Source organism: Mesorhizobium sp. B2-3-12 (assembly GCF_006442205.1).
Lineage (GTDB): Bacteria > Pseudomonadota > Alphaproteobacteria > Rhizobiales > Rhizobiaceae > Mesorhizobium.
The window spans coordinates 208148-231345 of record NZ_VFVR01000001.1; the positions used below are offsets into that span (position 1 = coordinate 208148).

The 23198-nt window shown below is 63.6% G+C and carries 25 protein-coding genes and 1 pseudogene; 8 read left to right on the forward strand and 18 right to left on the reverse strand.

What is annotated here, in order from left to right; translation table 11 throughout:
• Positions 1 to 35: 35 nt before the first annotated feature.
• Complete coding sequence (locus tag FJ948_RS01130) at positions 36 to 467, forward strand: HIT family protein (protein ID WP_140701385.1); 432 nt, start codon at positions 36 to 38, stop codon at positions 465 to 467.
• Positions 468 to 479: 12 nt separating this feature from the next.
• Here FJ948_RS01130 and FJ948_RS01135 read toward each other — a convergent pair whose 3' ends face one another.
• From FJ948_RS01135 to FJ948_RS01160, 6 genes and pseudogenes are all read right to left on the reverse strand, one after another.
• Positions 480 to 830: an AzlD domain-containing protein gene (locus FJ948_RS01135; RefSeq protein WP_140701386.1), complete on the reverse strand. Its 351-nt coding sequence runs from the start codon at positions 828 to 830 to the stop codon at positions 480 to 482.
• A complete protein-coding gene (locus FJ948_RS01140) occupies positions 827 to 1558 on the reverse strand; it encodes an AzlC family ABC transporter permease (RefSeq protein WP_140701387.1) in 732 nt (243 codons plus the stop codon). The genes FJ948_RS01135 and FJ948_RS01140 overlap by 4 nt, the downstream gene beginning before the upstream one ends.
• Positions 1559 to 1708: 150 nt before the next feature.
• Positions 1709 to 2337, reverse strand: a pseudogene (locus FJ948_RS01145) (chloramphenicol phosphotransferase).
• Positions 2338 to 2402: 65 nt separating this feature from the next.
• Positions 2403 to 4871 carry an ATP-dependent Clp protease ATP-binding subunit ClpA gene (gene clpA, locus FJ948_RS01150; RefSeq protein ID WP_140701388.1) on the reverse strand — a complete coding sequence of 823 codons (2469 nt, stop codon included), beginning with the start codon at positions 4869 to 4871 and terminating at the stop codon, positions 2403 to 2405.
• Positions 4872 to 4877: 6 nt separating this feature from the next.
• A complete protein-coding gene (clpS, locus tag FJ948_RS01155; RefSeq protein WP_010909565.1) occupies positions 4878 to 5207 on the reverse strand; it encodes an ATP-dependent Clp protease adapter ClpS in 330 nt (109 codons plus the stop codon).
• Between the two features lie 307 nt (positions 5208 to 5514).
• Positions 5515 to 5844, reverse strand: a complete 330-nt coding sequence (locus FJ948_RS01160; RefSeq protein WP_140701390.1) for a phasin family protein — start codon at positions 5842 to 5844, stop codon at positions 5515 to 5517.
• A 284-nt stretch (positions 5845 to 6128) separates the two neighbouring features.
• On the opposite strand from FJ948_RS01160, the gene FJ948_RS01165 reads away from it, so the two are divergent.
• Entirely contained in the window at positions 6129 to 7550 is a 1422-nt protein-coding gene (locus tag FJ948_RS01165) for a D-alanyl-D-alanine carboxypeptidase (protein ID WP_140701391.1), read from the forward strand.
• 46 nt (positions 7551 to 7596) lie between these two features.
• Here the strand turns inward: FJ948_RS01165 and FJ948_RS01170 are convergent, their stop codons facing one another.
• From FJ948_RS01170 to FJ948_RS01180, 3 genes are all read right to left on the reverse strand, one after another.
• A complete protein-coding gene (locus FJ948_RS01170) occupies positions 7597 to 8298 on the reverse strand; it encodes a DnaJ domain-containing protein (protein WP_140701392.1) in 702 nt (233 codons plus the stop codon).
• Positions 8299 to 8572: 274 nt separating this feature from the next.
• Complete coding sequence (locus FJ948_RS01175; RefSeq protein WP_140701393.1) at positions 8573 to 9010, reverse strand: DUF1489 family protein; 438 nt, start codon at positions 9008 to 9010, stop codon at positions 8573 to 8575.
• A gap of 74 nt (positions 9011 to 9084) precedes the next feature.
• Positions 9085 to 10488, reverse strand: coding sequence for an L-serine ammonia-lyase (locus FJ948_RS01180; protein WP_140701394.1), 1404 nt, complete (start codon positions 10486 to 10488; stop codon positions 9085 to 9087).
• A 173-nt stretch (positions 10489 to 10661) separates the two neighbouring features.
• Here FJ948_RS01180 and FJ948_RS01185 point away from each other — a divergent pair, with 173 nt between their 5' ends.
• Positions 10662 to 11405 (forward strand): DUF599 domain-containing protein, encoded by a 744-nt coding sequence (locus FJ948_RS01185; RefSeq protein ID WP_140701395.1) that lies wholly within the window; start codon positions 10662 to 10664, stop codon positions 11403 to 11405.
• On the opposite strand, the gene FJ948_RS01190 is transcribed toward FJ948_RS01185, so the two are convergent.
• The 6 genes from FJ948_RS01190 to FJ948_RS01215 form a co-directional block, all read right to left on the reverse strand.
• Complete coding sequence (locus FJ948_RS01190) at positions 11354 to 12151, reverse strand: YdcF family protein (RefSeq protein WP_140701396.1); 798 nt, start codon at positions 12149 to 12151, stop codon at positions 11354 to 11356. The two genes, FJ948_RS01185 and FJ948_RS01190, sit on opposite strands and share 52 nt — an antisense overlap.
• Before the next feature lie 28 nt (positions 12152 to 12179).
• Positions 12180 to 13745 (reverse strand): amidase family protein, encoded by a 1566-nt coding sequence (locus FJ948_RS01195; RefSeq protein ID WP_140701397.1) that lies wholly within the window; start codon positions 13743 to 13745, stop codon positions 12180 to 12182.
• Positions 13745 to 14200, reverse strand: coding sequence for a GNAT family N-acetyltransferase (locus FJ948_RS01200; RefSeq protein WP_140701398.1), 456 nt, complete (start codon positions 14198 to 14200; stop codon positions 13745 to 13747). Before FJ948_RS01200 ends, FJ948_RS01195 begins: the two co-directional genes overlap by 1 nt.
• 7 nt (positions 14201 to 14207) lie before the next feature.
• Positions 14208 to 14495 (reverse strand): Asp-tRNA(Asn)/Glu-tRNA(Gln) amidotransferase subunit GatC, encoded by a 288-nt coding sequence (gene gatC / locus FJ948_RS01205; RefSeq protein ID WP_015317757.1) that lies wholly within the window; start codon positions 14493 to 14495, stop codon positions 14208 to 14210.
• Positions 14496 to 14582: 87 nt separating this feature from the next.
• Positions 14583 to 14999, reverse strand: a complete 417-nt coding sequence (locus FJ948_RS01210; protein ID WP_140701399.1) for a hypothetical protein — start codon at positions 14997 to 14999, stop codon at positions 14583 to 14585.
• Positions 15000 to 15023: 24 nt separating this feature from the next.
• Positions 15024 to 15731, reverse strand: coding sequence for a metal-dependent hydrolase (locus FJ948_RS01215; protein WP_140701400.1), 708 nt, complete (start codon positions 15729 to 15731; stop codon positions 15024 to 15026).
• A 140-nt stretch (positions 15732 to 15871) separates the two neighbouring features.
• Here FJ948_RS01215 and ruvX point away from each other — a divergent pair, with 140 nt between their 5' ends.
• Complete coding sequence (ruvX, locus tag FJ948_RS01220) at positions 15872 to 16378, forward strand: Holliday junction resolvase RuvX (RefSeq protein WP_140701401.1); 507 nt, start codon at positions 15872 to 15874, stop codon at positions 16376 to 16378.
• Here the strand turns inward: ruvX and FJ948_RS01225 are convergent.
• The 3 genes from FJ948_RS01225 to FJ948_RS01235 all read right to left on the reverse strand — a co-directional run bounded on the left by FJ948_RS01225 (position 16296) and on the right by FJ948_RS01235 (position 18952).
• The gene (locus FJ948_RS01225; RefSeq protein ID WP_140701402.1) at positions 16296 to 16637 is read right to left on the reverse strand and encodes a DUF6105 family protein; all 342 of its coding nucleotides are present in this window, start codon (positions 16635 to 16637) and stop codon (positions 16296 to 16298) included. The genes ruvX and FJ948_RS01225 overlap by 83 nt on opposite strands.
• Positions 16637 to 17185 carry a hypothetical protein gene (locus FJ948_RS01230; RefSeq protein WP_140701403.1) on the reverse strand — a complete coding sequence of 183 codons (549 nt, stop codon included), beginning with the start codon at positions 17183 to 17185 and terminating at the stop codon, positions 16637 to 16639. The genes FJ948_RS01225 and FJ948_RS01230 overlap by 1 nt, the downstream gene beginning before the upstream one ends.
• 138 nt (positions 17186 to 17323) lie before the next feature.
• A complete protein-coding gene (locus tag FJ948_RS01235; RefSeq protein ID WP_140701404.1) occupies positions 17324 to 18952 on the reverse strand; it encodes a DNA alkylation response protein in 1629 nt (542 codons plus the stop codon).
• A gap of 210 nt (positions 18953 to 19162) precedes the next feature.
• Between FJ948_RS01235 and FJ948_RS01240 the strand changes: the two genes are divergently transcribed.
• Genes FJ948_RS01240 through dprA form a run of 4 tightly spaced genes read left to right on the forward strand, consistent with a single transcriptional unit; the run spans position 19163 to position 23198 of the window.
• Entirely contained in the window at positions 19163 to 20143 is a 981-nt protein-coding gene (locus FJ948_RS01240) for an aspartate carbamoyltransferase catalytic subunit (protein WP_140701405.1), read from the forward strand.
• Positions 20140 to 21426 carry a dihydroorotase gene (locus tag FJ948_RS01245; protein WP_140701406.1) on the forward strand — a complete coding sequence of 429 codons (1287 nt, stop codon included), beginning with the start codon at positions 20140 to 20142 and terminating at the stop codon, positions 21424 to 21426. The genes FJ948_RS01240 and FJ948_RS01245 overlap by 4 nt, the downstream gene beginning before the upstream one ends.
• Positions 21427 to 21480: 54 nt before the next feature.
• Positions 21481 to 22068, forward strand: a complete 588-nt coding sequence (gene plsY, locus FJ948_RS01250) for a glycerol-3-phosphate 1-O-acyltransferase PlsY (protein WP_140701407.1) — start codon at positions 21481 to 21483, stop codon at positions 22066 to 22068.
• Positions 22065 to 23198, forward strand: a complete 1134-nt coding sequence (dprA, locus tag FJ948_RS01255) for a DNA-processing protein DprA (RefSeq protein ID WP_140701408.1) — start codon at positions 22065 to 22067, stop codon at positions 23196 to 23198. Before plsY ends, dprA begins: the two co-directional genes overlap by 4 nt.

A 23198-nucleotide genomic window follows, 5' to 3' on the forward strand; every position in this document is an offset into this window, starting at 1 on the left:
CACCGGATTTCAAGGCACACTCCGGAGCGTTCGCCATGGCTGAGGCCGCCTATGACACCGACAACATCTTCGCGAAGATCCTGCGTGGAGAAATCCCCTCGCACCGCGTGTACGAGGATGAGGCTGTCGTGGCCTTCATGGATGTGATGCCGCAAGGACCGGGCCATACGCTGGTGGTGCCGAAGGCGCCGTCGCGCAACCTGCTCGATGCCGATCCGGCAACGCTCGGCGCCTTGTTCACGGTCGTGCAGAAGGTGGCGGTGGCGGTGAAAAAGGCTTTCGATGCCGACGGTCTCACGCTGATGCAGTTCAACGAACCGGCCTCGGGCCAGACCGTCTATCACCTCCACGTCCATGTCCTTCCGCGCTTCGACGGCGTGCCGCTCAAGCCGCATACCGGGCAGATGGAGAAACCGGAAGTTCTGGCCGAAAACGCCGGCAAGATCCGAGCGGCTCTGGCGGGCTGACGCGGCGAGCAATCAAAAGTTCAGGTAAAGTCCGGCCAGCAGCAGAAGCTCGGCTGTGGCAATGCCGACGACCATGCGCTTTCCCGACGCCAGATAAGCGACGAAGCCCAGGGCGACCGCCGCTATCCTCAAGGCAAGCGACGTATGCGCAAGCGCGCCGCCCGGAAAGACAATCAAATTGCCGATGACGGCGGCGACAAGCGCGGTCGCCATCGTGCGAACCAGCACCAGCAGGTCTGAATCTTCGGAAAGCTTGCCGCCGAGGTAGACACCGAGGATGCGCCAGACATCGGTCGCGGCGAAGCCGGCAACGAGAATGAACAGGTATGGCCACCACCAGGCGCCGTTGGAAAAATAACTCACGCCGCGCGCGCCTTGCGCCGCCACAGGTGCCAGCCATAGGCGGCCGTACCACCGATAAGTCCGGCGGCCAGCAAGTCGATCCGCGGCAGCAGGATGTGGAAGAACGGCCCGAGGACGAGGCCCAGGACCATTGCCACATGCCCTACCCGTTCGCGCGCGGAACCCCACAACGAGGTCAGGAAATACATCGGTGTCAGCATAAGCAACGCCGCTGAAACAGCGGACGGCAGCGCATCCGCCACGGCATACACGACTGTCACGACAACGACGTTCGTCATCACCAGCATCGCGCCAAGGCCGGCATAATATGTCGTACGCATGCTGGGCGGAACGCGCTTCAGGCGCTCCATGGCGAGCACCCAGGACGTCACAGCGACGAAATGCGCGAGGAGATAGAGCACATACTGCCGGGTCGTTCTGGTGCGCATCTCGGGTACCAGCACCATTACCATCGGCATCAGACGTATGGCGGACAATGTGACGGCCAACATCGCCGCAGGCAGCGCTGCACCCGATGTGACCGCGCCCACCAGCACGACCATCGATGGCAACGCCCACACCGTTGCGGTCATGAAAGCGGCCTGTGTCACTGTGACCCCGGCGTCTTTCGCCAGGGCGGCGAAGCCGATAAACGAGCTGATGAGGATAAGGCCAGGCAGGGAAAACGCCGCGCCAACACCACGCAGGAACCAGGTGGAACGAGGCGCTGTGGCGTCTGGGGTCGACATGTGCCGCCCATAGCACGCGCGGCCACCGGATGCGACCGCACCGAAAGCCGCGTATCGTCTTTCCATTGATCCAAGAGACTGGTGGCAGTCGGCTTCCGGTTTGATCGAAGATGCGACAAACAAGTTGGCGCGGCGCTCGGGAACTGACCTCTACTGTCCGTCAATCGGCAATTGCGCCACAGTCTGGAACGCCGATGGCTCCGGTGCGCCGGCCAGACGCTGCAGGATTGCCCCGGCACAGTCGTGCGGGCTCAACAGCGAGGTATCGACTTCCAGGTCGTAGATGCCGGGTTTGTGCACTTCTTCCTGCCACAGGCGGACGGGCGAAGGCACGGGATTACCAGCCGAGGCGGTGACGTAGCCCCTGCCCGGCTCGCTGGCAGCGCGCCGTTCCATGACGACCTCGATCGGACAGCGAACGCCAACAAACAGGACCGGCAGGCCGGCAAGCCGTCGCGCGCAATCGGCCAGAATGTGGAGCGGTTTGGAATAGGCTTCGTGGTGACCGACATCCGCCACGACATTCTCGCCCAACCGGCTATGGGCGGCGATCGATTCATAAAGGGCCGCATAGAAGCGCTGCACGAAAACTTCGAGATCGGGCCGCTCGCCGCCAGGGCGCAGGCCTATTCCGGGACGATATGGCGGCGGCGTAATCAGTTCATAGCTGTCGACGCCCAGATCATCCATGGGCCGTCAAAGCTCTCCCCGATGGCCCGGGCGATGCTCGACTTTCCCGAACGCGGCGCGCCGTTGAGGATGATGATTTGCCCGGCCATGCGCATCTCATTGTGCCAATGAAAAAAGCCCCGTTTCCGGGGCTCTCTTCGACTTCTTGTCAGGCTCAGCCCTTTCTGGGCAGTTGCGGCACCAGGCTGCGCTTGCCGCCGTCCTTGCCCTTGGGCTCCGGCTTCTGCGCCACGGCCTTCTTTGCCGCGGGCTTCTTGGCCACGGCCTTGGGCGGCTGCGGCGCGTCTTCCGGTTCTTCCTTCTTCGGCTTCACCGGCGCCTCGTCGGCGAGCGATTCGAGCTTCAGGCCGGTCTCGCCGGTTTCCTTCTTCTCGACGGTGACGCGCACCGTGCCGCCCTTCTTCAGCTTGCCGAACAGCACCTCGTCGGCCAGCGGCTTCTTGATGTGCTCCTGGATGACACGGCCGAGCGGCCGCGCGCCCATGCGTTCGTCGTAGCCCTTGTCGGCCAGCCAGGCGATCGCGTCCGGCGACAGGTCGAAGGTGACGCCACGCTCGGAAAGCTGAGCTTCCAGTTGCATGACGAACTTCTGCACCACCTGGTGGATCACCGGCACCGGCAGCGAGCCGAACGGGATGATCGCGTCGAGACGGTTGCGGAACTCCGGCGTGAACAGCCGGTTGATCGCCTCGACATCGTCGCCTTCGCGCTTGGTCGAGCCGAAACCGATCGCCGCGCGCTGGGCATCGGATGCGCCCGCATTGGTGGTCATGATCAGGATGACATTGCGGAAGTCGATCTGCTTGCCATTGTGGTCGGTGAGCTTGCCGTGGTCCATCACCTGCAACAGAATGTTGAACAGATCCGGATGCGCCTTCTCTACCTCGTCCAGCAGCAGCACGCAGTGCGGATGCTGGTCGACGCCGTCGGTCAAAAGGCCGCCCTGGTCGAAACCGACATAGCCGGGAGGCGCGCCGATCAGCCTGGAGACCGTGTGGCGTTCCATGTATTCCGACATGTCGAAGCGGATCAGTTCGACGCCGAGCGAGGCGGCCAACTGCTTGGCGACTTCGGTCTTGCCGACGCCGGTCGGGCCCGAGAACAGGTACGAGCCGATCGGCTTTTCCGGTTCGCGCAGGCCGGCACGCGCCAGCTTGATCGCCGAGGTCAGCGCCGTGATGGCGGTGTCCTGGCCGTAGACGACGCGCTTGAGCTCGATATCGAGGCCCTGCAGCACCTTCTCGTCATCGGCCGAAACCGTCTTCGGCGGGATGCGCGCCATGGTGGCGATCGTGGCTTCGATCTCCTTGATGCCGATGGTCTTCTTGCGCTTGGCTTCCGGCACCAGCATCTGCGAGGCGCCGGTCTCGTCGATCACGTCGATCGCCTTGTCCGGCAGCTTGCGGTCGTTGATGTAGCGCGCCGACAGCTCCACCGAAGCCTTGATCGCCTCGTTGGTGAACTTCACCTTGTGGAATTCCTCATAATAGGGCTTCAGACCCTTCATGATCTCGATGGCGTCCTCGATGGTCGGCTCGTTGACGTCGATCTTCTGGAAGCGCCGCACCAGCGCGCGGTCCTTCTCGAAGAACTGACGGAACTCCTTGTAGGTGGTCGAACCGATGCAGCGGATCGCACCCGAAGACAGTGCCGGCTTCAACAGGTTCGACGCATCCATCGCGCCACCTGAAGTCGCGCCGGCGCCGATCACCGTATGGATCTCGTCGATGAACAGCACGGCGCCCGGATAATCCTCAAGCTCCTTGACGACCTGCTTCAGCCGTTCCTCGAAATCGCCGCGGTAGCGCGTGCCGGCCAACAGCGTGCCCATGTCGAGCGCGAAGATGGTGGCATTGTGCAGCACTTCCGGCACGTCGCCCTCGACGATGCGCTTGGCCAGCCCCTCGGCGATCGCCGTCTTGCCGACGCCGGGGTCACCGACATAGAGCGGGTTGTTCTTGGAGCGGCGGCACAGCACCTGGATGGTGCGGTTGATCTCGCTCTCGCGGCCGATCAGCGGATCGATCTTCCCGGCCTTGGCCTTGTTGTTGAGATTGACGCAATAGGCGGTCAGCGCGTCCTGCTGCTGCTTCTTCTTGCCACCTTCCTCCTGCGGCTCGGCGCCGTTCTGGCCGCCCTGCTCGTCATCGGCGCCGCGCGGGGTGCGGCTCTCCGATGCGCCGGGGCGCTTGGCGATGCCATGCGAGATGTAGTTGACCGCGTCGTAGCGGGTCATCTGCTGTTCCTGCAGGAAATAGGCGGCGTGGCTTTCACGCTCGGCGAAGATGGCTACGAGCACATTGGCGCCGGACACTTCCTCGCGCCCCGACGACTGCACGTGGATCACCGCGCGCTGGATGACGCGCTGGAAACCAGCCGTCGGCTTGGAGTCCTCGTCGTAGCCGGTGACCAGATTGTCGAGCTCGGTATCGATATAGGTGAGAACCGTGTGCTTCAGCTCGTCGAGATCGACATTGCAGGCGCGCATGACGGCGGCCGCCTCGGTGTCGTCGATGAGCGCGAGCAGCAAATGTTCAAGGGTTGCGTATTCATGGTGCCGCTCGTTGGCGAGCGTCAGCGCTTGATGAAGCGCCTTTTCCAGGCCTTGGGAGAAAGCCGGCATGTTACCTCACTTCTTCTCCATCACGCATTGCAGCGGATGCTGATTCTGTCGGGCGAAATCCATGACCTGAGACACTTTGGTCTCGGCCACCTCGAATGTATAGACCCCGCACTCGCCCACCCCATGATTGTGAACATGAAGCATGATGCGTGTGGCGGCTTCGCGGTCCTTCTGGAAAAAACGCTCCAGCACGTGAACCACGAACTCCATCGGAGTGTAGTCGTCGTTAAGGATGAGAACCCGGTAAAGGCTGGGCTTCTTGGTTTTGGTTTTGGTGCGCGTGATGACGGCCGTCCCGCGGCCGGCCTCATTGCCGTCGCCGCCGCCGTTTTGCATCCGCGCCACTTGTCTCGTGGCAGTCAAACCTGAAGTCACGTAATCCTGCCTCTTTCGAATCCCCATGCGAGTTCAACATGTAGGTGTTCGATGGACGATTTTAAGCCCTTCTGGTTAGCTGACAATATGGCTAGGTGACCAACTTCGCTGATTTTCTTGGCGGATTTTCGCAATCGTGAAGCGGTACGCCGTCGCGGATCGGAAATTGGCATGAAAAAGCCCGGCCGCGTTTCCACGACCGGGCTCTTCCCGCGCCCAAAGGGCCGGATTTGAAATTCCAGGGCGAAATCACTCGCCCGGGCGAAAATTACTTCGCCTTGGCAACGACCGATTCGAACGGCTTGTAGGCTTCCTTGGCGAGTTCGGCATAGAGGTCGCCAATCTTGGTGGCCTCGGCGACGAACGCCTCGTAGGACTGCTTGGCATAATCGGACTGAATCTCGATCGCCTTGTCCAGCGACTTGGCCGAGAACAGCTTCTCGACAGCGGCGCTGCCGGCTTCGAAGCTCTTCTTGGTGTATTCGCCGGCCTCGGTGGCGATCGCCTGCGCGCCCTTTGATAAGGAGGCGAAGCTCTTCAATCCGGTGTCGGCGAACTCCTTGCCGTATTTCGAGAAGTCCTCATAGGTCTGGGTCATTTCGTACTCTCCCTGGACGGTTGACGCGCCCTGCCCCGAGCGCCGTTGTGCAATGCATAATATATATTGTGCAGTGCACAAAAGTCAAGAAGTCGGGGGCTCGCGACCCTCCAGGCAGCGGCAATGGCTAAAATTCGAATAAAGGAAGGCTCAAACTCCCAGAAAATGGTGAACGCGGCGGTTACCATAAACGGATTGGTAACGCTGCCCCGCTAGCTTGGCCGGAAGTGAGGCAGGATCCCTTTGCCGCCTCCAGCGCAACGAGAAATTCAAAGGAACTACCAGTGCGTCAGGCGTTGTCGGGCATCGTTTCCAAATCCGCGTTTCCTTTCAAAACGATCATGATCCTCGCCATGGCGATGACATTCGTCGTCGCGGGCGCAGCCTCGTCGCTGGCGGCGAAGTCGGCTGCCATCGTGGTCGATGCCAAGACCGGCAAGGTGCTCTACTCGGCTAACGCCGATGGCCGGCGCTACCCTGCCTCGCTGACCAAGATGATGACGCTCTACCTGACCTTCGAAGCGATGGCGAAGGGCAAGATCAACAGAAACTCGCCGGTCGTATTTTCGGCCCATGCATCCGCCGAGGCGCCGACCAAACTCGGCGTGAAGCCGGGTGGATCGGTCAGCGTCGAGACCGCGATCCTGTCGATCGTCACCAAGTCGGCCAACGACTCGGCGACCGCGCTCGGCGAAATGATCGGCGGCAACGAAACCAACTTCGCCCGCATGATGACGGCCAAGGCGCGGCAGCTCGGCATGAATGGCACCGTATTCCGCAACGCCAACGGCCTCCCCGACCCGGGGCAGTTCACCACCGCTCGCGACATGGCCACGCTCGGCATCGCGCTTCGGGAGCATTTCCCGCAGTACTACGGCTATTTCGCGCAGCGGTCCTTTCTCTATGGGCGCCAGCGCATCAACGGCCACAACCGACTGCTCGGGCGCATCAAGGGCGTCGACGGCATCAAGACCGGTTATACCCGCGCCTCCGGCTTCAATCTCGTCTCGTCCGTCAACGACGGCAACCGGCGTCTTGTCGCCGTTGTCATGGGTGGCACGTCGGGCGGCAGCCGCGACAACCAGATGGCTGGCTTGATCAACACCTATTTGCCGAGAGCCTCGACTCGTGGTGGCGGCGATCTGGTCGCCAACGCTGACAGCAACCCCATCAAGGCCCTTGCGAAGGTTCTCCTGCCCAAGCACGACGCGCCGACCCCCGACGAAAAGCCGGTGACCGTGGCCGAAGACGATACCGCTGTCGCGGACGACGCGACCGTTGCCCAGGGCGACAGCGAGGACGAGGATTCGGCCGAGGCCGAGGCGCCCAAGCTGGTTGTTCCGGCAAAGAAGGTGAAAACGGTCATCGTCGCCGCCCCCAAGGTCGCCACCGCGCAGGTCGTGGCCGCCTATGCCGAGCCCACGCCGGCCGTTGACCCCGTCAACACCGCTTCGGTTCCGTCGGGCTGGGCCATCCAGGTCGCGTCGTCGCCCAAGCAATCCGAGGCCCAGGCTTTCCTCGACAAGACCACCAGGCAGGCTCCCAAGGTGCTGGCCGACGCTTCCGGCTTCACCGTCGCTTTCGACAAGGACGGCGTCACCTATTACCGCGCCCGTTTCGGCGGTTTCGGGTCGAAGGACGCCGCCTGGAAGGCCTGCACCGCTTTGAAGAAGAAGAAAATCGAGTGCTACGCCGTCCAGCAATAGGACGGCGCGGCAACAATCTCCCGGAAAAATACTGCGTCGAAGGAGACTAATTGTGGTTGGAGAGCAAGACGTCCTTGGCTTCGTTAATCCGCGCCGCCAGGAAAGACGTGCCGCCGATATCGGGGTGCAGGCGCTGCATCAGGCGGCGGTGCGCCTTGCGGACATCCGCCGCGGCGGCCCCCGCTTCAAGACCAAGGACCTTGTAGGCCTCCTCCTTAGTCATGGCGCCCGGACCTGGCGCAACACCCAGCCTTTCGCCACCGTTCGTCTCAGCGTGTTTGCGCCAGACGGGAAATCTGCCGTCAAGATACGTCTCTAGCAGTTGCCGGCTCTCCGCATCGCCGGAGAGTTCGCGGTAGAGATGCTGCAACTCCGCAAGGGTCATCGAGCCAAGCATCTTGCCATCGTGGCGGCCAGCCAGGACCAGTCCTTCAAGGCCGCCCGTATCGTGATCGAGTTCCATCTCGAGTGCCGCCGTCCGCACGGTTGCGCGTTTTCCAGCAACCGGCCTGGCCTTTGGCCGGCCCGTGTGCATGGCGCCATACCAGGCGATTGCCACGAACAGCATGACGCCGCCTATGCCTTGGCGACCGACAAGGAGCACGGCGGCGCCGACCAGCGCCAGCAGGATCGGCCCCAGTTTTCTCATCCCGCTTGCCAGTTGCGCCGGATCCGCGCGGAGAAAGGCCGTGGCTGCTCCCAGGAGCACCAGCAACAACGCGACCACACCGATAATTGCGCCTAACATTTCCCGTCGCCCCGCCGATATCCTGTCCGCCTGGACAGCCGCGTGATGTCCTTCAACACTTTTTCTGCGCCAGAATCATGACCTTTACCCCAGCGGAAGAGGACCATCATGCGAACTGGTTCCCGCACGCCGCGAGCCATTCCGGCCCCGACAGTTCTTCATCGCGCATGGATTCAAGATGTGGCGTTGTCGCGCTGCTTGCAAGTCCAGCGCGGGGCAAGATTGAGGGCCAGAAAAGGCCAGCGCGGGAACGGGCAATCCTTCCGCCCAACGTCTAGAGCAAGCCGAGATCGGCCAGTTCGCGCCTGAGTTTCGGCGGCATCTCGACCAAGCCGGCTTTGCCCTTGCCGAGATCGGCCGGCGCGTCCACCGGCTTCAGGTAGCGCCAGCCCTGGAAGGCGCGGCGCGGCTGCCAGTCGGTGCGCACCACCTCGGGGTCGAGCATCAAATGGCAGCGGCCGATGCCGTCATCATCGGTAAACGGCCGGATTTCCGTGATCAATTGGCGGCATTGCACGCTGCCCTTGATGACCCAATAGAGCGAGCCGCCATCGGTGACCTCGTCGCCACGCGTGGGCATCATGCGGGTGGTGTGCCAGTGTTCGGCTGGTTCGCCGGCACGGCGGCGCTCGTCAAGACGGAAGGCGATCCACTCTTCGAGATCCTCGACGCTGTCGCAGCCGACGCAAAGCTTTAGGAGATTGAGAGCCATGCGCTAAGGTTTAGTCCGGGGCGCGAACGCGTCAACGGCCTGCGCGAGTTCTCCACAGTGCCAGACGTTCGTCCTCAGCATTCCACGACATTGACCGCCAGGCCGCCAAGGCTGGTTTCCTTGTACTTCTCGTTCATGTCGAGCCCGGTCTGGCGCATGGTCTCGATCGCGGCGTCGAGCGGCACGAAATGGGTGCCGTCACCCTTGATCGCCAGGGACGCGGCGGTGACCGCCTTGACGGCACCCAGCGCGTTGCGTTCGATGCACGGCACCTGCACCAGCCCGCCGACCGGGTCGCAGGTCATGCCGAGATGATGTTCGAGCGCGATTTCGGCGGCATTCTCCACCTGTTCGGGCGTGCCACCCATGACGGCGCACAGGCCGGCGGCCGCCATCGCCGAGGCGGAACCCACCTCGCCCTGGCAGCCGACCTCGGCGCCCGAGATCGACGCGTTGGACTTGATGATGCCGCCGACGGCGGCAGCCGTCAGCAGGAAGTCGCGAATGCTCGGCTGGTCGGCCTCGGGATGGAAATGCAGCCAGTAGCGCAGCACCGCCGGCAGCGTGCCCGCGGCACCATTGGTCGGGGCGGTGACGACTCGCCCGCCGGCCGCATTCTCCTCGTTGACCGCCATCGCGTAGATCGACAGCCAGTCATTGGCGAGCAGCGGGTTCGGCCGGTTCTGCTGCCACTGTTCCTGCAGCTTGTCATGCAGCTGCCTGGCGCGGCGCCGCACCTTAAGGCCGCCCGGCATGATGCCGTCCTGCGACAGGCCGCGGTCGATGCAGCCCTTCATGGCGTCCCAGATGGCATCGAGGCCGGTGTCGAGTTCCTCGCGCGACATCTGCGTCTCCTCGTTGACGCGCTTCATCTCGGCGATGGAAAGGCCGCTCTTGGCGCCCATCTTCAGCATCTCGGCCGCATTCTTGAAGGGATACGGCACTTTCTTGCCCTCGGTCGTGACCGAGCCCTTGGTCTTCAGCCGCTGCAGCTCTTCTTCCGAAACCACGAAGCCGCCGCCGATCGAATAATAGATGCGCTTGAGCAGCAGCCGGCCGCCGGCGTCGTAGGCATGGAATGCCATGCCGTTGGCGTGACCGGTGAGCGGTGTCTTGCGGTCGAGCACCAGATCGGTGGCCGGGTCGAAATGATAGGTCGGGTGACCGGGCGGTGGAATCCGCCTGTCGGCGGTGATACGGGCGACAATGCCGTCGGCCTGGTCGGGATCGACCGTTTGCGGCGTCTGGCCGGCGAGGCCGAGAATGACCGCACGGTCGCTGCCATGGCCGATGCCGGTATAGGCGAGCGAGCCATGCAGGCTGGCGCCGATGCGGGCGACCTTGGCGCCGGCGGGGCGCGGCCAGTCGTCGCCCGCTACCTCGTCGAGGAAGCGGCGCGCGGCCGTCATCGGCCCCATCGTGTGCGAGCTCGAAGGGCCGATGCCGATCTTGAACAGGTCGAAAACCGAAAGGAACACTTTGTCTCCTGGGGCGCGCTTCGAGGACTACATATAGGAATTCCCCCGATGTTTCCGCTCTTTTGACAATCGCGGCGCAACGCCTGCCGACCTTGTTTGCTCCGGCAGCGACATTGGTTGTCTGTCTCCATAGCCGGTGACCGAACCAATCGCGGGATATGGTAAGCTCAACCATGGGCGATTCCTCCTATCTGTCGACGACCGATCTCGCGGCGCTGGGCTTTTTCCTCCTCGCATGGCTGCTGCACACGCTCGCATCCGACGGCAAGCTGGTCAGCCGCATGTCCCTGACGACCGCCATGAATGCGCAACGCGAGGCCTGGATGCGCACCATGGCCGAGCGCGAGATCCGCATCGTCGATACCGCCATCATGAGCGGCCTGCAGCAGGGAACCGCGTTCTTCGCGTCCAGTTCGCTGATCGCGCTGGGGGGCTGTTTCGCGCTGCTTGGTGCGTCCGACCGCGTCATCGAGGTGCTGAGCGACCTGCCGCTCGGCGGCGTGCCGGATCGGGCGGCTTTTCAGATCAAGGTGCTGGGGCTGGTGCTGATCCTGGCCTTTTCCTTCTTCAAGTTCGGCTGGGCCTACCGGCTGTTCAACTATTGCTCGATCCTGATCGGCGCCGTGCCGATCCCGCATGGCGAAGCCTCGCGCAATCCGGTCACCGAGACGGCCGTGTGGCGCGCGACGCAAATGAACATGCTGGCCGGCAAGCATTTCAACTCGGGCCTGCGCGGCGTCTTCTTCTCGATCGGTTATCTCGGCTGGTTCGTCGATCCGGTGGTGTTCGTGCTGTCGACGCTTCTGCTGCTGGCCGTGCTGGTGCGGCGCCAGTTCTTCTCGGCGGCGCGGCGCGCAGTCATCGGTCAGCCGCCCGGCGCCGGAAACGGCCGGTCTATGCGCCCGGAAAGCCAATAGGCGAACAGCCCGATCCACTCGCGGACCGCCATGGTCGTATTTTCGAGCGAGTCGGCCGCATTGTCCCGGAACAGGCCGACGCCCTCCTTGCCAGAAGTGCGATAGTCGACCGGCCACGGAACGGTTGGAAAGCCGGCCTTGTCGAACAGCGCCTTGGCGCGAGGCATGTGGAAGGCCGACGTCACCAGCAGCCAGGTCTCGCCCGGCTTGGGTTCGACAAGTCCGCGGCTGAAGACCGCATTCTCGTAGGTGTTGCGGGATTTATCCTCGAGAACGAGGCGATCGGCCGAAACACCCAGCGCGCCAAGCAGGCGCGGCGCGGTGTCGGCGTCGCCCTCGCCATCGAGGAAAAGCGAACCGTTTCCGCCCGACACGACCACTTTGGCCTGCGGGAAGCGCCGGGCAAGGATCGCCGTCTCGACCATGCGATCACCGCCGCTGCTCAATTCATAGCCGCCACGCGCGAGGTTGATGGCGCCCTCCAAGCCGCCGCCGAGCACGACGATGCCGTCGATTTTTGCCGGCAGAGGCGGCTTGGGGAAGCGTTCCTCCAGCGGATTGAGCATCATGGCGCCGAGCGACGTCCAGGCCGACAACGCAAGGATCAGAAACGCCAGCGCACTTCCGGTGACGGCAAGCCGCCGCCGGCCGGTCACCCCGGCGATCAGCCCCGCCAAAAGCAGGAAGATCGTCAGGTTAAGCGGCTGGATGAAGAACCAGAAGACCTTGGAAAGATAGTAGAACATCGCTCCTCCCTCGAGACGGGCGAAATCCTTACCACCATTTCTCAGGCTGGAATGTGCCGGCCGCCTGCTCGATGACGGCGGCGGTCTGGAACAATGTCTCTTCCTCGAACGGCCTGCCGATCAGCTGCAGGCCGAGCGGCAATCCTTTGGGATCGAGGCCGGCGGGCACGGCGATGCCCGGCAGGCCAGCCATGTTCACGGTGACCGTGAAAATGTCGTTGAGGTACATCTTGACCGGATCGGCGGCCATGTCCTCGTCGGCGATGCCGAAGGCGGCCGACGGTGTCGCCGGGGTCAGGATGACGTCGACGCCGGCGGCAAAGACGTTTTCGAAGTCGCGCTTGATCAGGTTGCGCACCTTCTGCGCCTGCAGATAGTAGGCGTCGTAGTAGCCGGCCGACAGCACATAGGTGCCGATCATGATGCGGCGCTTGACCTCGCGGCCGAAGCCGGCGGCGCGGGTCTTCTCGTACATCTCGACGATGTCCTTGCCCGGCACGCGCAGACCATAGCGGACGCCGTCATAGCGTGCGAGGTTGGAAGACGCTTCCGCGGGCGCGACGATGTAGTAGGCCGGCAGCGCGTATTTGGTGTGCGGCAGGGAGATGTCGACGATCTCGGCGCCCGCATTCCTGAGCCAGGCAATGCCCTTCTGCCACAGGGCCTCGATCTCCTCCGGCATGCCGTCGACCCGATATTCCTTGGGAATGCCGACCTTCATGCCCTTGATCGGCTTGCCGATCGCAGCCTCGTAGTCCGGCACCGGCCGGTCGACGGACGTGGTGTCCTTCGGGTCGACCGAAGCCATCGACTTGAGCAGGATGGCTGCGTCGCGCACGTCACGCGCAATCGGGCCGGCCTGGTCGAGCGACGAAGCGAAGGCGACGATGCCCCAGCGCGAGCAGCGGCCATAGGTCGGCTTGATGCCGACGGTACCGGTGAAGGCGGCCGGCTGGCGGATCGAGCCGCCTGTGTCGGTCGCCGTCGCGCCGGCGCACAGGAAAGCCGAGACGGCGGTCGCCGAACCGCCGGACGAGCCGCCCGGCACCAGCTGCGCATTGTCCAGGCTGCGCTGGGTTTTCGTGCCGCCAGCCGATACGAAGCCGCCGTCACCCTGATGCGTCGTCGGCATCACCACCGTATCGAGGCGCGAACGCCGCCAAGGGTTGATGACCGGACCGTAATAGGATGTCTCGTTGGACGAGCCCATGGCGAATTCATCCATGTTGAGCTTGCCCAACATGACAGCGCCGTCAGCCCACAGATTTGATGTGACGGTCGATTCATAGCGCGGCTTGAAGCCGTCGAGCACGTGGCTGCAGGCCTGAGTATGGACGCCCTCGGTGCCGAACAGGTCCTTGATCCCGAGCGGAATGCCTTCCAGCGCGCCGCCCTCGCCCTTGGCCAGCCTGGTGTCTGATGCCTTGGCCATGTCGCGCGCCTTATCGCCGGTTACCGCGACATAGGCATTGAGCGCCGGATTGGCGCGGTCGATAGCCGAGAGGTAGCTTTCCGTCAGCTCGGTCGCGGTGATTTCCTTGGCGCGCAGCTTGGCGCGGGCCTGCGAAATCGTCAGTCGGGTCAGGTCGCTCATCAAAGGCTCTTTTCGTAAAACACCGACCACTCGGAATCGGGATAATCCAGCACCGGCCCGCAGCGCGAGAACCCGGCACGTTCATAGACGGCCCAGGCGGCAGGATGGCGATCGCCGGTCTCCAGCACCAGCCGCTTCAGCCCTTCCCGCCTCGCCAGCGCCTCGACCAGCTCGACGATCCTGGCGCCGATCTTGCGGCCACGATGCGAAGGCCGCGTGTACATGCGCTTGACCTCGCCAACGGCGTCGCCATGGCGCTTCAGCGCCCCGCAGCCGATGGCGATGCCCTCATCGCGGGCGATGAAAACGGTGGTGTCCTGGCCCGCCATCTGCTCGACCGTAAGATGATAGCAGTGCTCCGCCGGCGTCAATTCCAGCAAGGTCTCGTTGAGTTCCTTGACCAGGCCGCGCACGTCGTCCTGCAGCGGTGTTTCGACGGCGATCTCGATTGCCATCGGCGCCTTACTCCACGACCTTCGGCACGAGGAAGAAATTCTCGTCGGTCGCCGGCGCGTTGGCGACGATGTCGGCCGCCTTGTTGCCGTCGGTGACGACATCGCCGCGCTTCTTCATCTCCATCGGCGTCACCGACGTCATCGGCTCGACGCCGGAAACATCGACCTCGTTCAGCTGCTCGACGAAGCCCAGTATGGCGTTCAACTCGCCGGTCATGCGTTCGGCATCCTCCTCGCTCACGGCGATGCGGGCGAGATGCGCGACGCGCTTCACTGTCTTGACATCAACGGACATGGACTTGCCTCGGGAAAACCAGTCCGGGCTATAGCGGCGCGGCGCGCGGCGCGCAACATGCGCCGGCCGACAATCGGGCAAACAGCTTCACGGCGGGGCAATGCCCTCGCACAGATAATAGCTGCCGCTGTTGCCGCTCGCCTCGCTTTCATCGTCGATGGGCCGGACCGACACGAGATCGACCTGCGTCGGGTTCATCTGCGTCACCGACAGGACATCGGGAAAGACATAGCCTGGCTCCTGGCAGATGGCCGTCACCGCCCAGCTTGGCGAGCGTGTCGCCTTGCTGATCTGCAGGAACTCGCAATTGTATTCCACGCCTTGCAGGCCATTCTTCGAAAGAACGATATTGCCGGCATCGATCAGCGTCTGCAGCGTATCCTTCTTGGCTTGCGCGCAAAGTTCCTCCGACTGGAGATAGACGCCCTCGATGAAGTCATCGGCGGCAAGCGCGGGCGACGCCGCGACAAACATCGATACGCAAAGAGATCGCCCCAACGCCATGGATTTGTTCCGCTTTGACCGTTTCTAGATGGTAATCGTCTGACCGAGCCGCGGCAAGGCCACCTTGACGCCGGACCCTTCCATGCCGGCTTCGAACTTCTCCGGCGTCGGATCGATCATCGGAAACGTGCCGAAATGGCAAGGGATGACCGTGTCGAACTTGAAGAAGCGGCGGCAGGCAAGGGCCGCCACGGCGCCGCCCATGGTGAAGCGGTCGCCGATCGGCACGATGCCGATCTTCGGCTCGTGCAATTCGTTGATCAGCGCCATGTCGGAAAAGATGTCGGTATCGCCCATGTGGTAGAGCGTCCTGTCTTCCGGGAAATGCAGAACCAGCCCACCGGGATTGCCGAGATAGACGTTCTTGCCGCCGTCTTCGCCAAACGAGGAGGAGTGCAGCGCCTGGACGAAGGTGGTGGTGAAGCCGCCGCAATCGACGGTGCCGCCGATGTTGCCGGGATTGATCTTATCGCCGCTGATGCCCTTGCCGACCAGGTACATGCAGATCTCGAAATTGGCGACCAGTTGCGCGCCGCTCTTGCCAAGCACTTCGACGGCTCCGCTGATATGATCGCTGTGTCCATGGGTCAGCAGGACATGCGTGATCCCTTCGGCCGGTCCTTCCCATCCGCCTGTCCAGGACGGGTTGCCAATCAGATAGGGGTCAATGAGGACCTTCGCGTCACCGGTTTCGATGCGGAAGGCCGAGTGGCCGTACCAGGTCAGTTTCATGAATGCATTTCCTCGATTTTTGCCTTGCCGCAGGATAGAACGCCGATAGCCCTGAGATCAAAGGGTATCGAGATCAAAGGGTATAGTGTCGGCCACGCATGCGGAAAGATGCGTGCCGCCGAAAAGATGAAGGAAATCCGTTGGCTGTCATCACGATTGAGCAACTACCGGCACGGCTCGCCAACGGCACGACCCTGGCGGGGCTCGATCTCGGCGACAAGACGATCGGCGTCGCGGTTTCCGACCGGGGTTTCTCCTTCGCTCATCCGCGTCCGGTCATCATGCGGAGGAAATTCTCGCTCGACGCCGCCGTCCTTTTGGCGTTGCTGAAGAAGGAGAATGTCGGTGCGGTGGCGATCGGATTGCCGATCAACATGGATGGGTCGGAAGGTCCGCGCGCACAGAAATCGCGCGCCTTCGTGCGCAACATGGCGCAGCTAAGCGACCTGCCCTTCGTGTTCTGGGATGAGCGGCTATCGACCGTCGCGGCCGAACGGACGCTGATCGAGATGGATTTCTCGCGCGCCAAACGCGCCGGCAAGATCGATTCGGCGGCGGCCGCCTTTATTCTGCAGGGAGTTTTGGACCGGCTTCAGTCGCTCGATGCAGCCGCTCGAACGGAATCGGACCCGTCCAGCGCCGCCTGATCCAGCCGAAGATCTCGCGGCGCCTGCGAAACGCCCATATCGCCATCAGCAGCAGGCCGTCGAACACGCAGGCCTTCGCCACCATGCCCGGGATGATGGCGGGATCGATGCCGAGCATCTGCCCGTAGAGCTGGAACACGAAGTCGTGCAGCTGGCGCGTCAGCATCACGTAGCCGAAATTCATGTCGTTGAGCGACAGGTAGAACCAGCCCCAGAACAGCGCCATCGGCGCCGCCCACAACGCGAAGATGTAGCGCATCAGCGGCCTCCCTTCCTGGCCGGCCCGGCACGGCCCGATATCAGGGATAGCAGTGAGTTATGCGCCGCGGCTTTTGCCATGTTGTGCGCCGTGGCGTGGAAATCGTCCTCATCCAACGCGGCTACCGAACGCCGTTCGGCGAGCATCGCGACATAGGAGGCCAGAAGTGCGGCCAATTGCACGGCCACCACCATGAACAGGCCGTTGATACCCTGTGCCGCGCCGCCGATCAGGATCACCGACATTAAGCCTGAAGCAGAGATAAAGGCGATGCGAACGACGCTGTCGGCGCCCGGGCTGGACGCGTCGCTGATCAGCGAATCGACAAAGGCCCAGAAGAACAGCACTGCCACGACCAGCAATGCGGTCGCCAGCGGAGCGACCACGACAATGTTCTCCAGATTGACGGCGCGCGCGCCCTCGGCGGTCACACCGAGTAAGCCAAGCGCCGCCGCCACACCTCGGTTTCCGTCGATGCAGACGAGCGCCAACAGGGCGAAAACGATCGCCCAGTGCACCGACAGAAAGGAGGTCAATACGTGTCGCATCGTGATTCCTGTTTCGCCAGGAATGACAGTGGGCTTTGCGCTTCGCCGTCGCAATCGAAACCATTTGTTAAGGTTAACGGCGACGACAGGCCCGGTGAAGGCTCCATCGACGCGCCTCGAAAATGGATGGCGTCGCGGTCAGTTCACCGGTGGGTAGAGCGTATCGATGATCATGCGGGCGTCGTGACGGGCATCGAGCATGCCGTAGGTGTTGCGCCATTGGCCGGCGAGCCGCGTCTCCACGAAGGCATCGGCAATTCGCCCTGCCCCCAGCCGGCGCAACTCGGCGGCCGCGGCCGACAGCGCCAGTTGTTCCGTCAGCAGCCGAGCCGAGCCCTCGTCCGTCGAAGCCACCTGCATGGCCGCCTTCAAAACGCCAATCGTGCCGCGCCCGCCGGCGCCAAGGTCACGGTCGATGCCGGCCAGCACTTCTTCGAAGAGGCCCGGCGCGCGGCCAAGCACGCGCAGCACATCGAGCGCCATCACATTGCCCGATCCTTCCCAGATCGCGTTGACGGGCGCTTCGCGGTAGTAGCGGGCGAGCGGCGCTTCCTCGACATAACCATTGCCACCGAGGCACTCCATCGCCTCGTAGAGCAGCGGCGGCGCGATCTTGCAAACCCAGTATTTGACGACCGGCGTCATGGCGCGGGCGAATGCCGCCTCGCCGCGATCGCTCGCCGCCTCGTCGAAGGAACGGGCCAGCCGGAATGACAGGGCGGTCGCAGCGGCGACATCGAGCGCCATGTCGGCCAGCACGCGCTGCATCAAAGGCTGTTCGATCAGGGTCGAGCCGAACACCTGGCGATGGCGGGCATGATGGATCGCCTCGGCCAGCCCCGCCCGCATGATCGCCGAGGACGCCACCGCGCAGTCGAGGCGCGTCAGCGTCACCATGTCCATGATCGTCTTCACGCCGGCGCCGGGCTCGCCGACCATCTCGCCGATGGCGTTGACGAATTCCACCTCGGAAGACGCGTTGGAGCGGTTGCCGAGCTTGTCCTTCAGCCGCTGGAAGCGAAAGCCATTGCCCGACCCGTCGCCGAGCACACGTGGCACCAGGAAACAGGACAGTCCCTCCGGCGCCTGCGCCAGCACCAGGAAGGCATCCGACATCGGCGCCGACATGAACCATTTGTGTCCCGTCAGGCGATAGAAGCCGTTGCCGACACGTTCCGCCCTTGTCACATTGGCGCGCACATCGGTGCCGCCCTGTTTCTCGGTCATGCCCATGCCGAGCGTCAGTCCGGTCTTCTCGACCGGCGGCTTCTGGCCCTGGTCGTATTTGCGCGTCGTCACCCGCGGCGCCCATTCACGAAACAGCTTTGGGCTGGCCATCAGCGCTGCCAGCGAGGCGCTGGTCATGGTGATGGGGCACAGGTGCCCGGTCTCGAGTTCCGCCGTCAGGTAGAAACGGGCGGCCCGCACCTGATGGCGGCGGCCGATCTCGGCGTCGCCATTTTCCCAGACCGAGGAGTGCAGCCCGTTGGCCACCGAGCGGCGCATCAAGGCGTGGTAGGCAGGATGGAATTCGACCAGGTCGATACGCCGTCCCTGGCGATCATGCGTCCTGAGTTTCGGCGTCTCGACATTGGCCAGGCGCGCCAGTTCCTGCGCTTCCTGCGTGAGCACGAAACGGCCAAGCCCGTCGAGATCCTTGCGCACCGGATCGGAAAAGCGCTCGGCAAGCTGGATCAGCAACGGATCGCCTCGCCAGGCGTTGCCGCCGGTCAGCGGCGGCGGCTGGTTCGTTACGTCGTCGGTCACGCCCAATCCTCTATCGGTAGAAAGGCCCTTATCGTCCGAAAGCCACGAATCCAAGGCCATCGGCTAGATATAGCCAAGCGTTGCCGCGCGCGCGATGAAAATACCGGCCGGTTTAATCGGCTATCTACACGAAAAAATTGAGGAGAACGGCCCCAATCCGAGGCAGGCGCTTGCGGGCGCGAAATCCGCACCCTATAGCAGCCCCTTGAGATGACCGACGCTTCGTCCCTGCCACTCTATCCTCACCGCCATCTTCTGGGCATCAGCGATCTTTCGCCCGCCGACATCGAGCTGTTGCTCGACAGGGCGGATCGGGCGGTCGCGATCTCGCGGCAGTCCGAGAAAAAGACCTCGACGCTGCGCGGCCGAACCCAGATCAACCTCTTCTACGAAGCCTCGACCCGCACGCAGTCCTCGTTCGAGCTGGCCGGAAAGCGGCTTGGCGCCGATGTCATGAACATGTCGGTGGCGAGTTCTTCGGTGAAGAAGGGCGAAACGCTCATCGACACCGCGATGACACTGAACGCCATGCGGCCCGACATATTGATCATCCGCCACCAGTCGGCGGGCGCCGCGGCCCTTCTGGCGCAGAAAGTCGGTTGCTCGGTGGTCAATGCCGGCGACGGCGCCCATGAACACCCGACACAGGCGCTGCTCGACGCGCTCACCATTCGCCGCGCCAAGGGTCCGCTGTCGAAGCTGATCGTGGCGATCTGCGGCGATATCCTGCATTCGCGCGTGGCGCGCTCCAACATCATGCTGCTCAACGCACTTGGCGCACAGGTGCGGGTGGTGGCGCCCTCGACGCTGCTGCCGTCGGGCATCGACAGGATGGGCGTGATCGTTTGCCGATCGATGGCGGAAGGCCTCAAGGACGCGGATGTGGTGATGATGTTGCGCTTGCAGCGCGAGCGCATGGAAGGCGCCTTCGTGCCGTCGGTGCGCGAATATTTCCGCTATTTCGGCCTCGATGCCGAAAAGCTCAAGGCGGCCAAGGACGATGCTCTGGTCATGCATCCTGGCCCGATGAACCGGGGGGTCGAGATCGCCTCCGAAATCGCCGACGGCCCGCAAAGCGTCATCCAGGAACAGGTGGAGATGGGCGTCGCCGTGCGCATGGCGGTGATGGAAGCGCTGCTCGATCCGCGTCGTAATCAAGAGGGCCGTAATCAAGAGGGCCGCGGCGCATGAGCATCACGGTCTTTGAACGCGCCCGCATCGTCGACCCTTCGCGCGGGGTCGACGAAGTCGGCTCCGTCATCGTCGATGGCAAGAAAATCGTTGCCGCGGGCAAGGCGGCGCTGAACCAGGGCGCCCCCGACGGCGCCACGGCAATCGACTGCGCCGGCAAGGCGATCATCCCGGGTTTGATCGATGGCCGCGTCTTCATCGGCGAACCGGGCGGCGAGCATCGCGAAACCATCGCTTCGGCAAGCATCGCCGCGGCCGCCGGCGGGGTGACGTCGATCGTCATGATGCCCGACACCGACCCGGTGATCGACAATGTGGCGCTGGTCGAATTCGTGCTGCGCACAGCCAAGGATACGGCTGTCGTCAACATCTTTCCGGCCGCCGCCATCACCAAGGGCCTCCACGGCCGCGAGATGACGGAGTTCGGCCTGCTGCGCGAGGCAGGCGCCGTCGCCTTCACCGATGGCCGGCATACCATATCGAGCGCATTGGTGATGCGCCGCGCGCTGACCTATGCCCGCGACTTCGGCGCCACCATCGTCCACGAAACGCAGGATGCCGACCTCGGCTCGTCGGGCGTCATGAATGAAGGCCTGTACGCCAGTTGGCTCGGCCTTTCCGGCATTCCGCGTGAAGCCGAATCCATCCCGCTCGAGCGAGACCTTGCGCTGGCGCGGCTGACGCGCGGTTCATACCATGCGGCGAAGATCTCGACGGCGATGGCCGCAAGCGCCATGGCGCGGGCGAAGGCCGATGGCGCGGCGGTGACGTCGGGCGTCTCGATCCACAATCTGTCGCTCAACGAAAACGACGTCGGCGAGTATCGCACCTTCTTTCGCCTGACGCCGCCGCTGCGGGCCGAGGAAGACCGGCTGGCTATCATCGAGGCGGTGAAGGACGGAACGGTCGACATCATCGTCTCCTCGCATGATCCGCAGGATGTCGACACCAAACGCCTGCCCTTCGCCGACGCGGCAGCAGGAGCCATCGGCCTCGAAACCCTGCTGGGCGCGGCCTTGCGCCTCTACCACAATGGCGATGTGCCGTTGCTCAGGCTGATCGAAACCTTGTCCACCGCGCCGGCGAGGCTTTTTGGATTGCCAGGCGGCACGCTGAAGCCGGGTGCCATTGCGGACCTAGCGCTTGTCGATCTGGACGAACCCTGGATCGTCAGTGAAAGCGGCATTCGTTCGCGCTCGAAGAACACCTGTTTCGAAGGGGCGCGGCTGCAAGGCAAGGTCTTGCAAACGCTGGTGGCGGGCCGCACAGTGTTTTCATCCTGAACCGGCAGTGGCCATGTCACGTCGGGGATGGTTGGGGGAAATGCGGGGGAACCAATGACTTACGGCCTGATCCTGGCACTGGTTTTCGGCTATCTGCTGGGCTCGATTCCGTTCGGTCTGCTGCTCACCCGCGCTGCCGGCCTCGGCGACGTGCGCAAGCTCGGTTCCGGCAATATCGGCGCCACCAACGTGCTGCGCACCGGCAACAAGGGGCTTGCCGCCGCGACCTTGCTGCTCGACGCGCTGAAAGGCACCGCTGCCGTTTTGATCGCCGGCCATTTCGCGCCCGAGACGGCGGTCTGGGCCGGCCTTGGCGCCTTTCTCGGTCACCTCTTCCCTGTCTGGCTGGGCTTCAAAGGCGGCAAGGGCGTCGCCACCTATCTCGGTGTGCTGATCGGCCTCGCCTGGCAGGTGGCACTGATCTTCGCCGTCGTCTGGCTGGCGGTGGCTTTCTTGTTTCGCTTCTCCTCGCTGGCGGCGCTGGTCGCGGCCGTCGTCGTCCCGATCGCCCTCTATTTCATGAGCACACCCCAGATTGCCGCCCTGTTCGTGGTCATGAGCATCATTGTTTTCATCAAGCATAGAGCCAACATCTCGCGGCTGCTTGCCGGCACCGAGGGCAAGATCGGAGCCAAGGGGTGAGCGAACCGGCCGCAGCGCCGCGTCTCAGCGATCGCCAGCGGCTGAGCTGGCTACGGCTGATCCGTACTCCGAATGTCGGCCCGGCCTCCTTTCGCGACTTGATCAACCGCTTCGGTTCGGCGGAAGTCGCATTGGAAATGCTGCCGGAACTGATGATCTCCGGCGGCGCCAACCGGATCGTGCGCATCCCTTCCATTGCCGAAGCCGAGGCCGAGATGGAAGCCGCACGACGGATCGGTGCACGCTTTGTCGGCATTGGCGAGGCAGACTATCCGCCGTTGCTGCGCAGCATGGACAATCCGCCGCCGCTGCTGGCGATCAAGGGCAATGCCGCGGTGTTCCGGTTGCCTGGGGTCGCGATCGTCGGCGCGCGCAACGCGTCGCTTGCCGGCATCAAGATGGCGCGCATGCTGGCCGCCGATCTCGGAAGGGACGGCTACGGAATCATCTCCGGCCTGGCACGTGGCATCGATACGGCGGCGCATCAGGGCAGCCTCTCGACCGGTACGGTCGGAGTGCTCGCCGGCGGGCTCGACCTGCCCTACCCGCCCGAAAATGCCGGCCTGTGCGATGACATTGCCGAGCGCGGCGCCATCCTGTCGGAAATGCCGTTCGGCTGGCAGCCGCGCGCCCAGGATTTTCCGCGCCGCAACCGCCTTGTCGCCGGTGCTGCGCTTGGATTGGTCGTGATTGAAGCAGCGCAGCGCTCAGGTTCGCTGATCAGCGCCAGGCTTGCCGGCGAGATGGGCCGGCTGGTCTTCGCGGTGCCCGGTTCCCCGCTCGATCCGCGCGCCGCCGGAACCAATGGCCTGCTCAAGGACGGCGCCACGCTGGTGACGGAAGCTTCAGACATTTCCCGGGCGATCGCGCCGCTGACCGGAATGCGCGCGCCCGAGGTGCCGCCGTTTGAAGATCCGCCTGACTTTTCAGCCACCCCGCCACCGGGCGAGAGCGACCGCGCCAAGGTGATCGAGACACTGGGGCCGACACCCGTGCCAGTCGATGAAATCATTCGCCACACCGGTCTGCACCCGGCCCAGGTCTTCATGGTGCTCCTGGAACTTGATCTCGCCGGCCGCCTCGAGCGTCACGCCGGCGGCAATGTTTCTCTTGTTTTCGGGGAAGGCTGA

What these genes read in the sequence shown, in the direction of transcription:
- FJ948_RS01140 (WP_140701387.1), bottom strand. Translation starts at nt 1,558, where the DNA reads ATGTCGACCCCAGACGCCACAGCGCCTCGTTCCACCTGGTTCCTGCGT.
- FJ948_RS01160 (WP_140701390.1), bottom strand. Translation starts at nt 5,844, where the DNA reads ATGACCCAGACCTATGAGGACTTCTCGAAATACGGCAAGGAGTTCGCC.
- FJ948_RS01245 (WP_140701406.1), top strand. Translation starts at nt 20,140, where the DNA reads ATGAGCATCACGGTCTTTGAACGCGCCCGCATCGTCGACCCTTCGCGC.
- FJ948_RS01200 (WP_140701398.1), bottom strand. Translation starts at nt 14,200, where the DNA reads ATGGCAATCGAGATCGCCGTCGAAACACCGCTGCAGGACGACGTGCGC.
- FJ948_RS01225 (WP_140701402.1), bottom strand. Translation starts at nt 16,637, where the DNA reads ATGCGCTACATCTTCGCGTTGTGGGCGGCGCCGATGGCGCTGTTCTGG.
- FJ948_RS01175 (WP_140701393.1), bottom strand. Translation starts at nt 9,010, where the DNA reads ATGGCTCTCAATCTCCTAAAGCTTTGCGTCGGCTGCGACAGCGTCGAG.
- clpA (WP_140701388.1), bottom strand. Translation starts at nt 4,871, where the DNA reads ATGCCGGCTTTCTCCCAAGGCCTGGAAAAGGCGCTTCATCAAGCGCTG.
- FJ948_RS01130 (WP_140701385.1), top strand. Translation starts at nt 36, where the DNA reads ATGGCTGAGGCCGCCTATGACACCGACAACATCTTCGCGAAGATCCTG.
- FJ948_RS01195 (WP_140701397.1), bottom strand. Translation starts at nt 13,745, where the DNA reads ATGAGCGACCTGACCCGACTGACGATTTCGCAGGCCCGCGCCAAGCTG.
- FJ948_RS01215 (WP_140701400.1), bottom strand. Translation starts at nt 15,731, where the DNA reads ATGAAACTGACCTGGTACGGCCACTCGGCCTTCCGCATCGAAACCGGT.
- FJ948_RS01170 (WP_140701392.1), bottom strand. Translation starts at nt 8,298, where the DNA reads ATGTTAGGCGCAATTATCGGTGTGGTCGCGTTGTTGCTGGTGCTCCTG.
- FJ948_RS01185 (WP_140701395.1), top strand. Translation starts at nt 10,662, where the DNA reads ATGGGCGATTCCTCCTATCTGTCGACGACCGATCTCGCGGCGCTGGGC.
- FJ948_RS01210 (WP_140701399.1), bottom strand. Translation starts at nt 14,999, where the DNA reads ATGGCGTTGGGGCGATCTCTTTGCGTATCGATGTTTGTCGCGGCGTCG.
- plsY (WP_140701407.1), top strand. Translation starts at nt 21,481, where the DNA reads ATGACTTACGGCCTGATCCTGGCACTGGTTTTCGGCTATCTGCTGGGC.
- FJ948_RS01230 (WP_140701403.1), bottom strand. Translation starts at nt 17,185, where the DNA reads ATGCGACACGTATTGACCTCCTTTCTGTCGGTGCACTGGGCGATCGTT.
- gatC (WP_015317757.1), bottom strand. Translation starts at nt 14,495, where the DNA reads ATGTCCGTTGATGTCAAGACAGTGAAGCGCGTCGCGCATCTCGCCCGC.
- clpS (WP_010909565.1), bottom strand. Translation starts at nt 5,207, where the DNA reads ATGCAAAACGGCGGCGGCGACGGCAATGAGGCCGGCCGCGGGACGGCC.
- FJ948_RS01190 (WP_140701396.1), bottom strand. Translation starts at nt 12,151, where the DNA reads ATGTTCTACTATCTTTCCAAGGTCTTCTGGTTCTTCATCCAGCCGCTT.
- FJ948_RS01240 (WP_140701405.1), top strand. Translation starts at nt 19,163, where the DNA reads ATGACCGACGCTTCGTCCCTGCCACTCTATCCTCACCGCCATCTTCTG.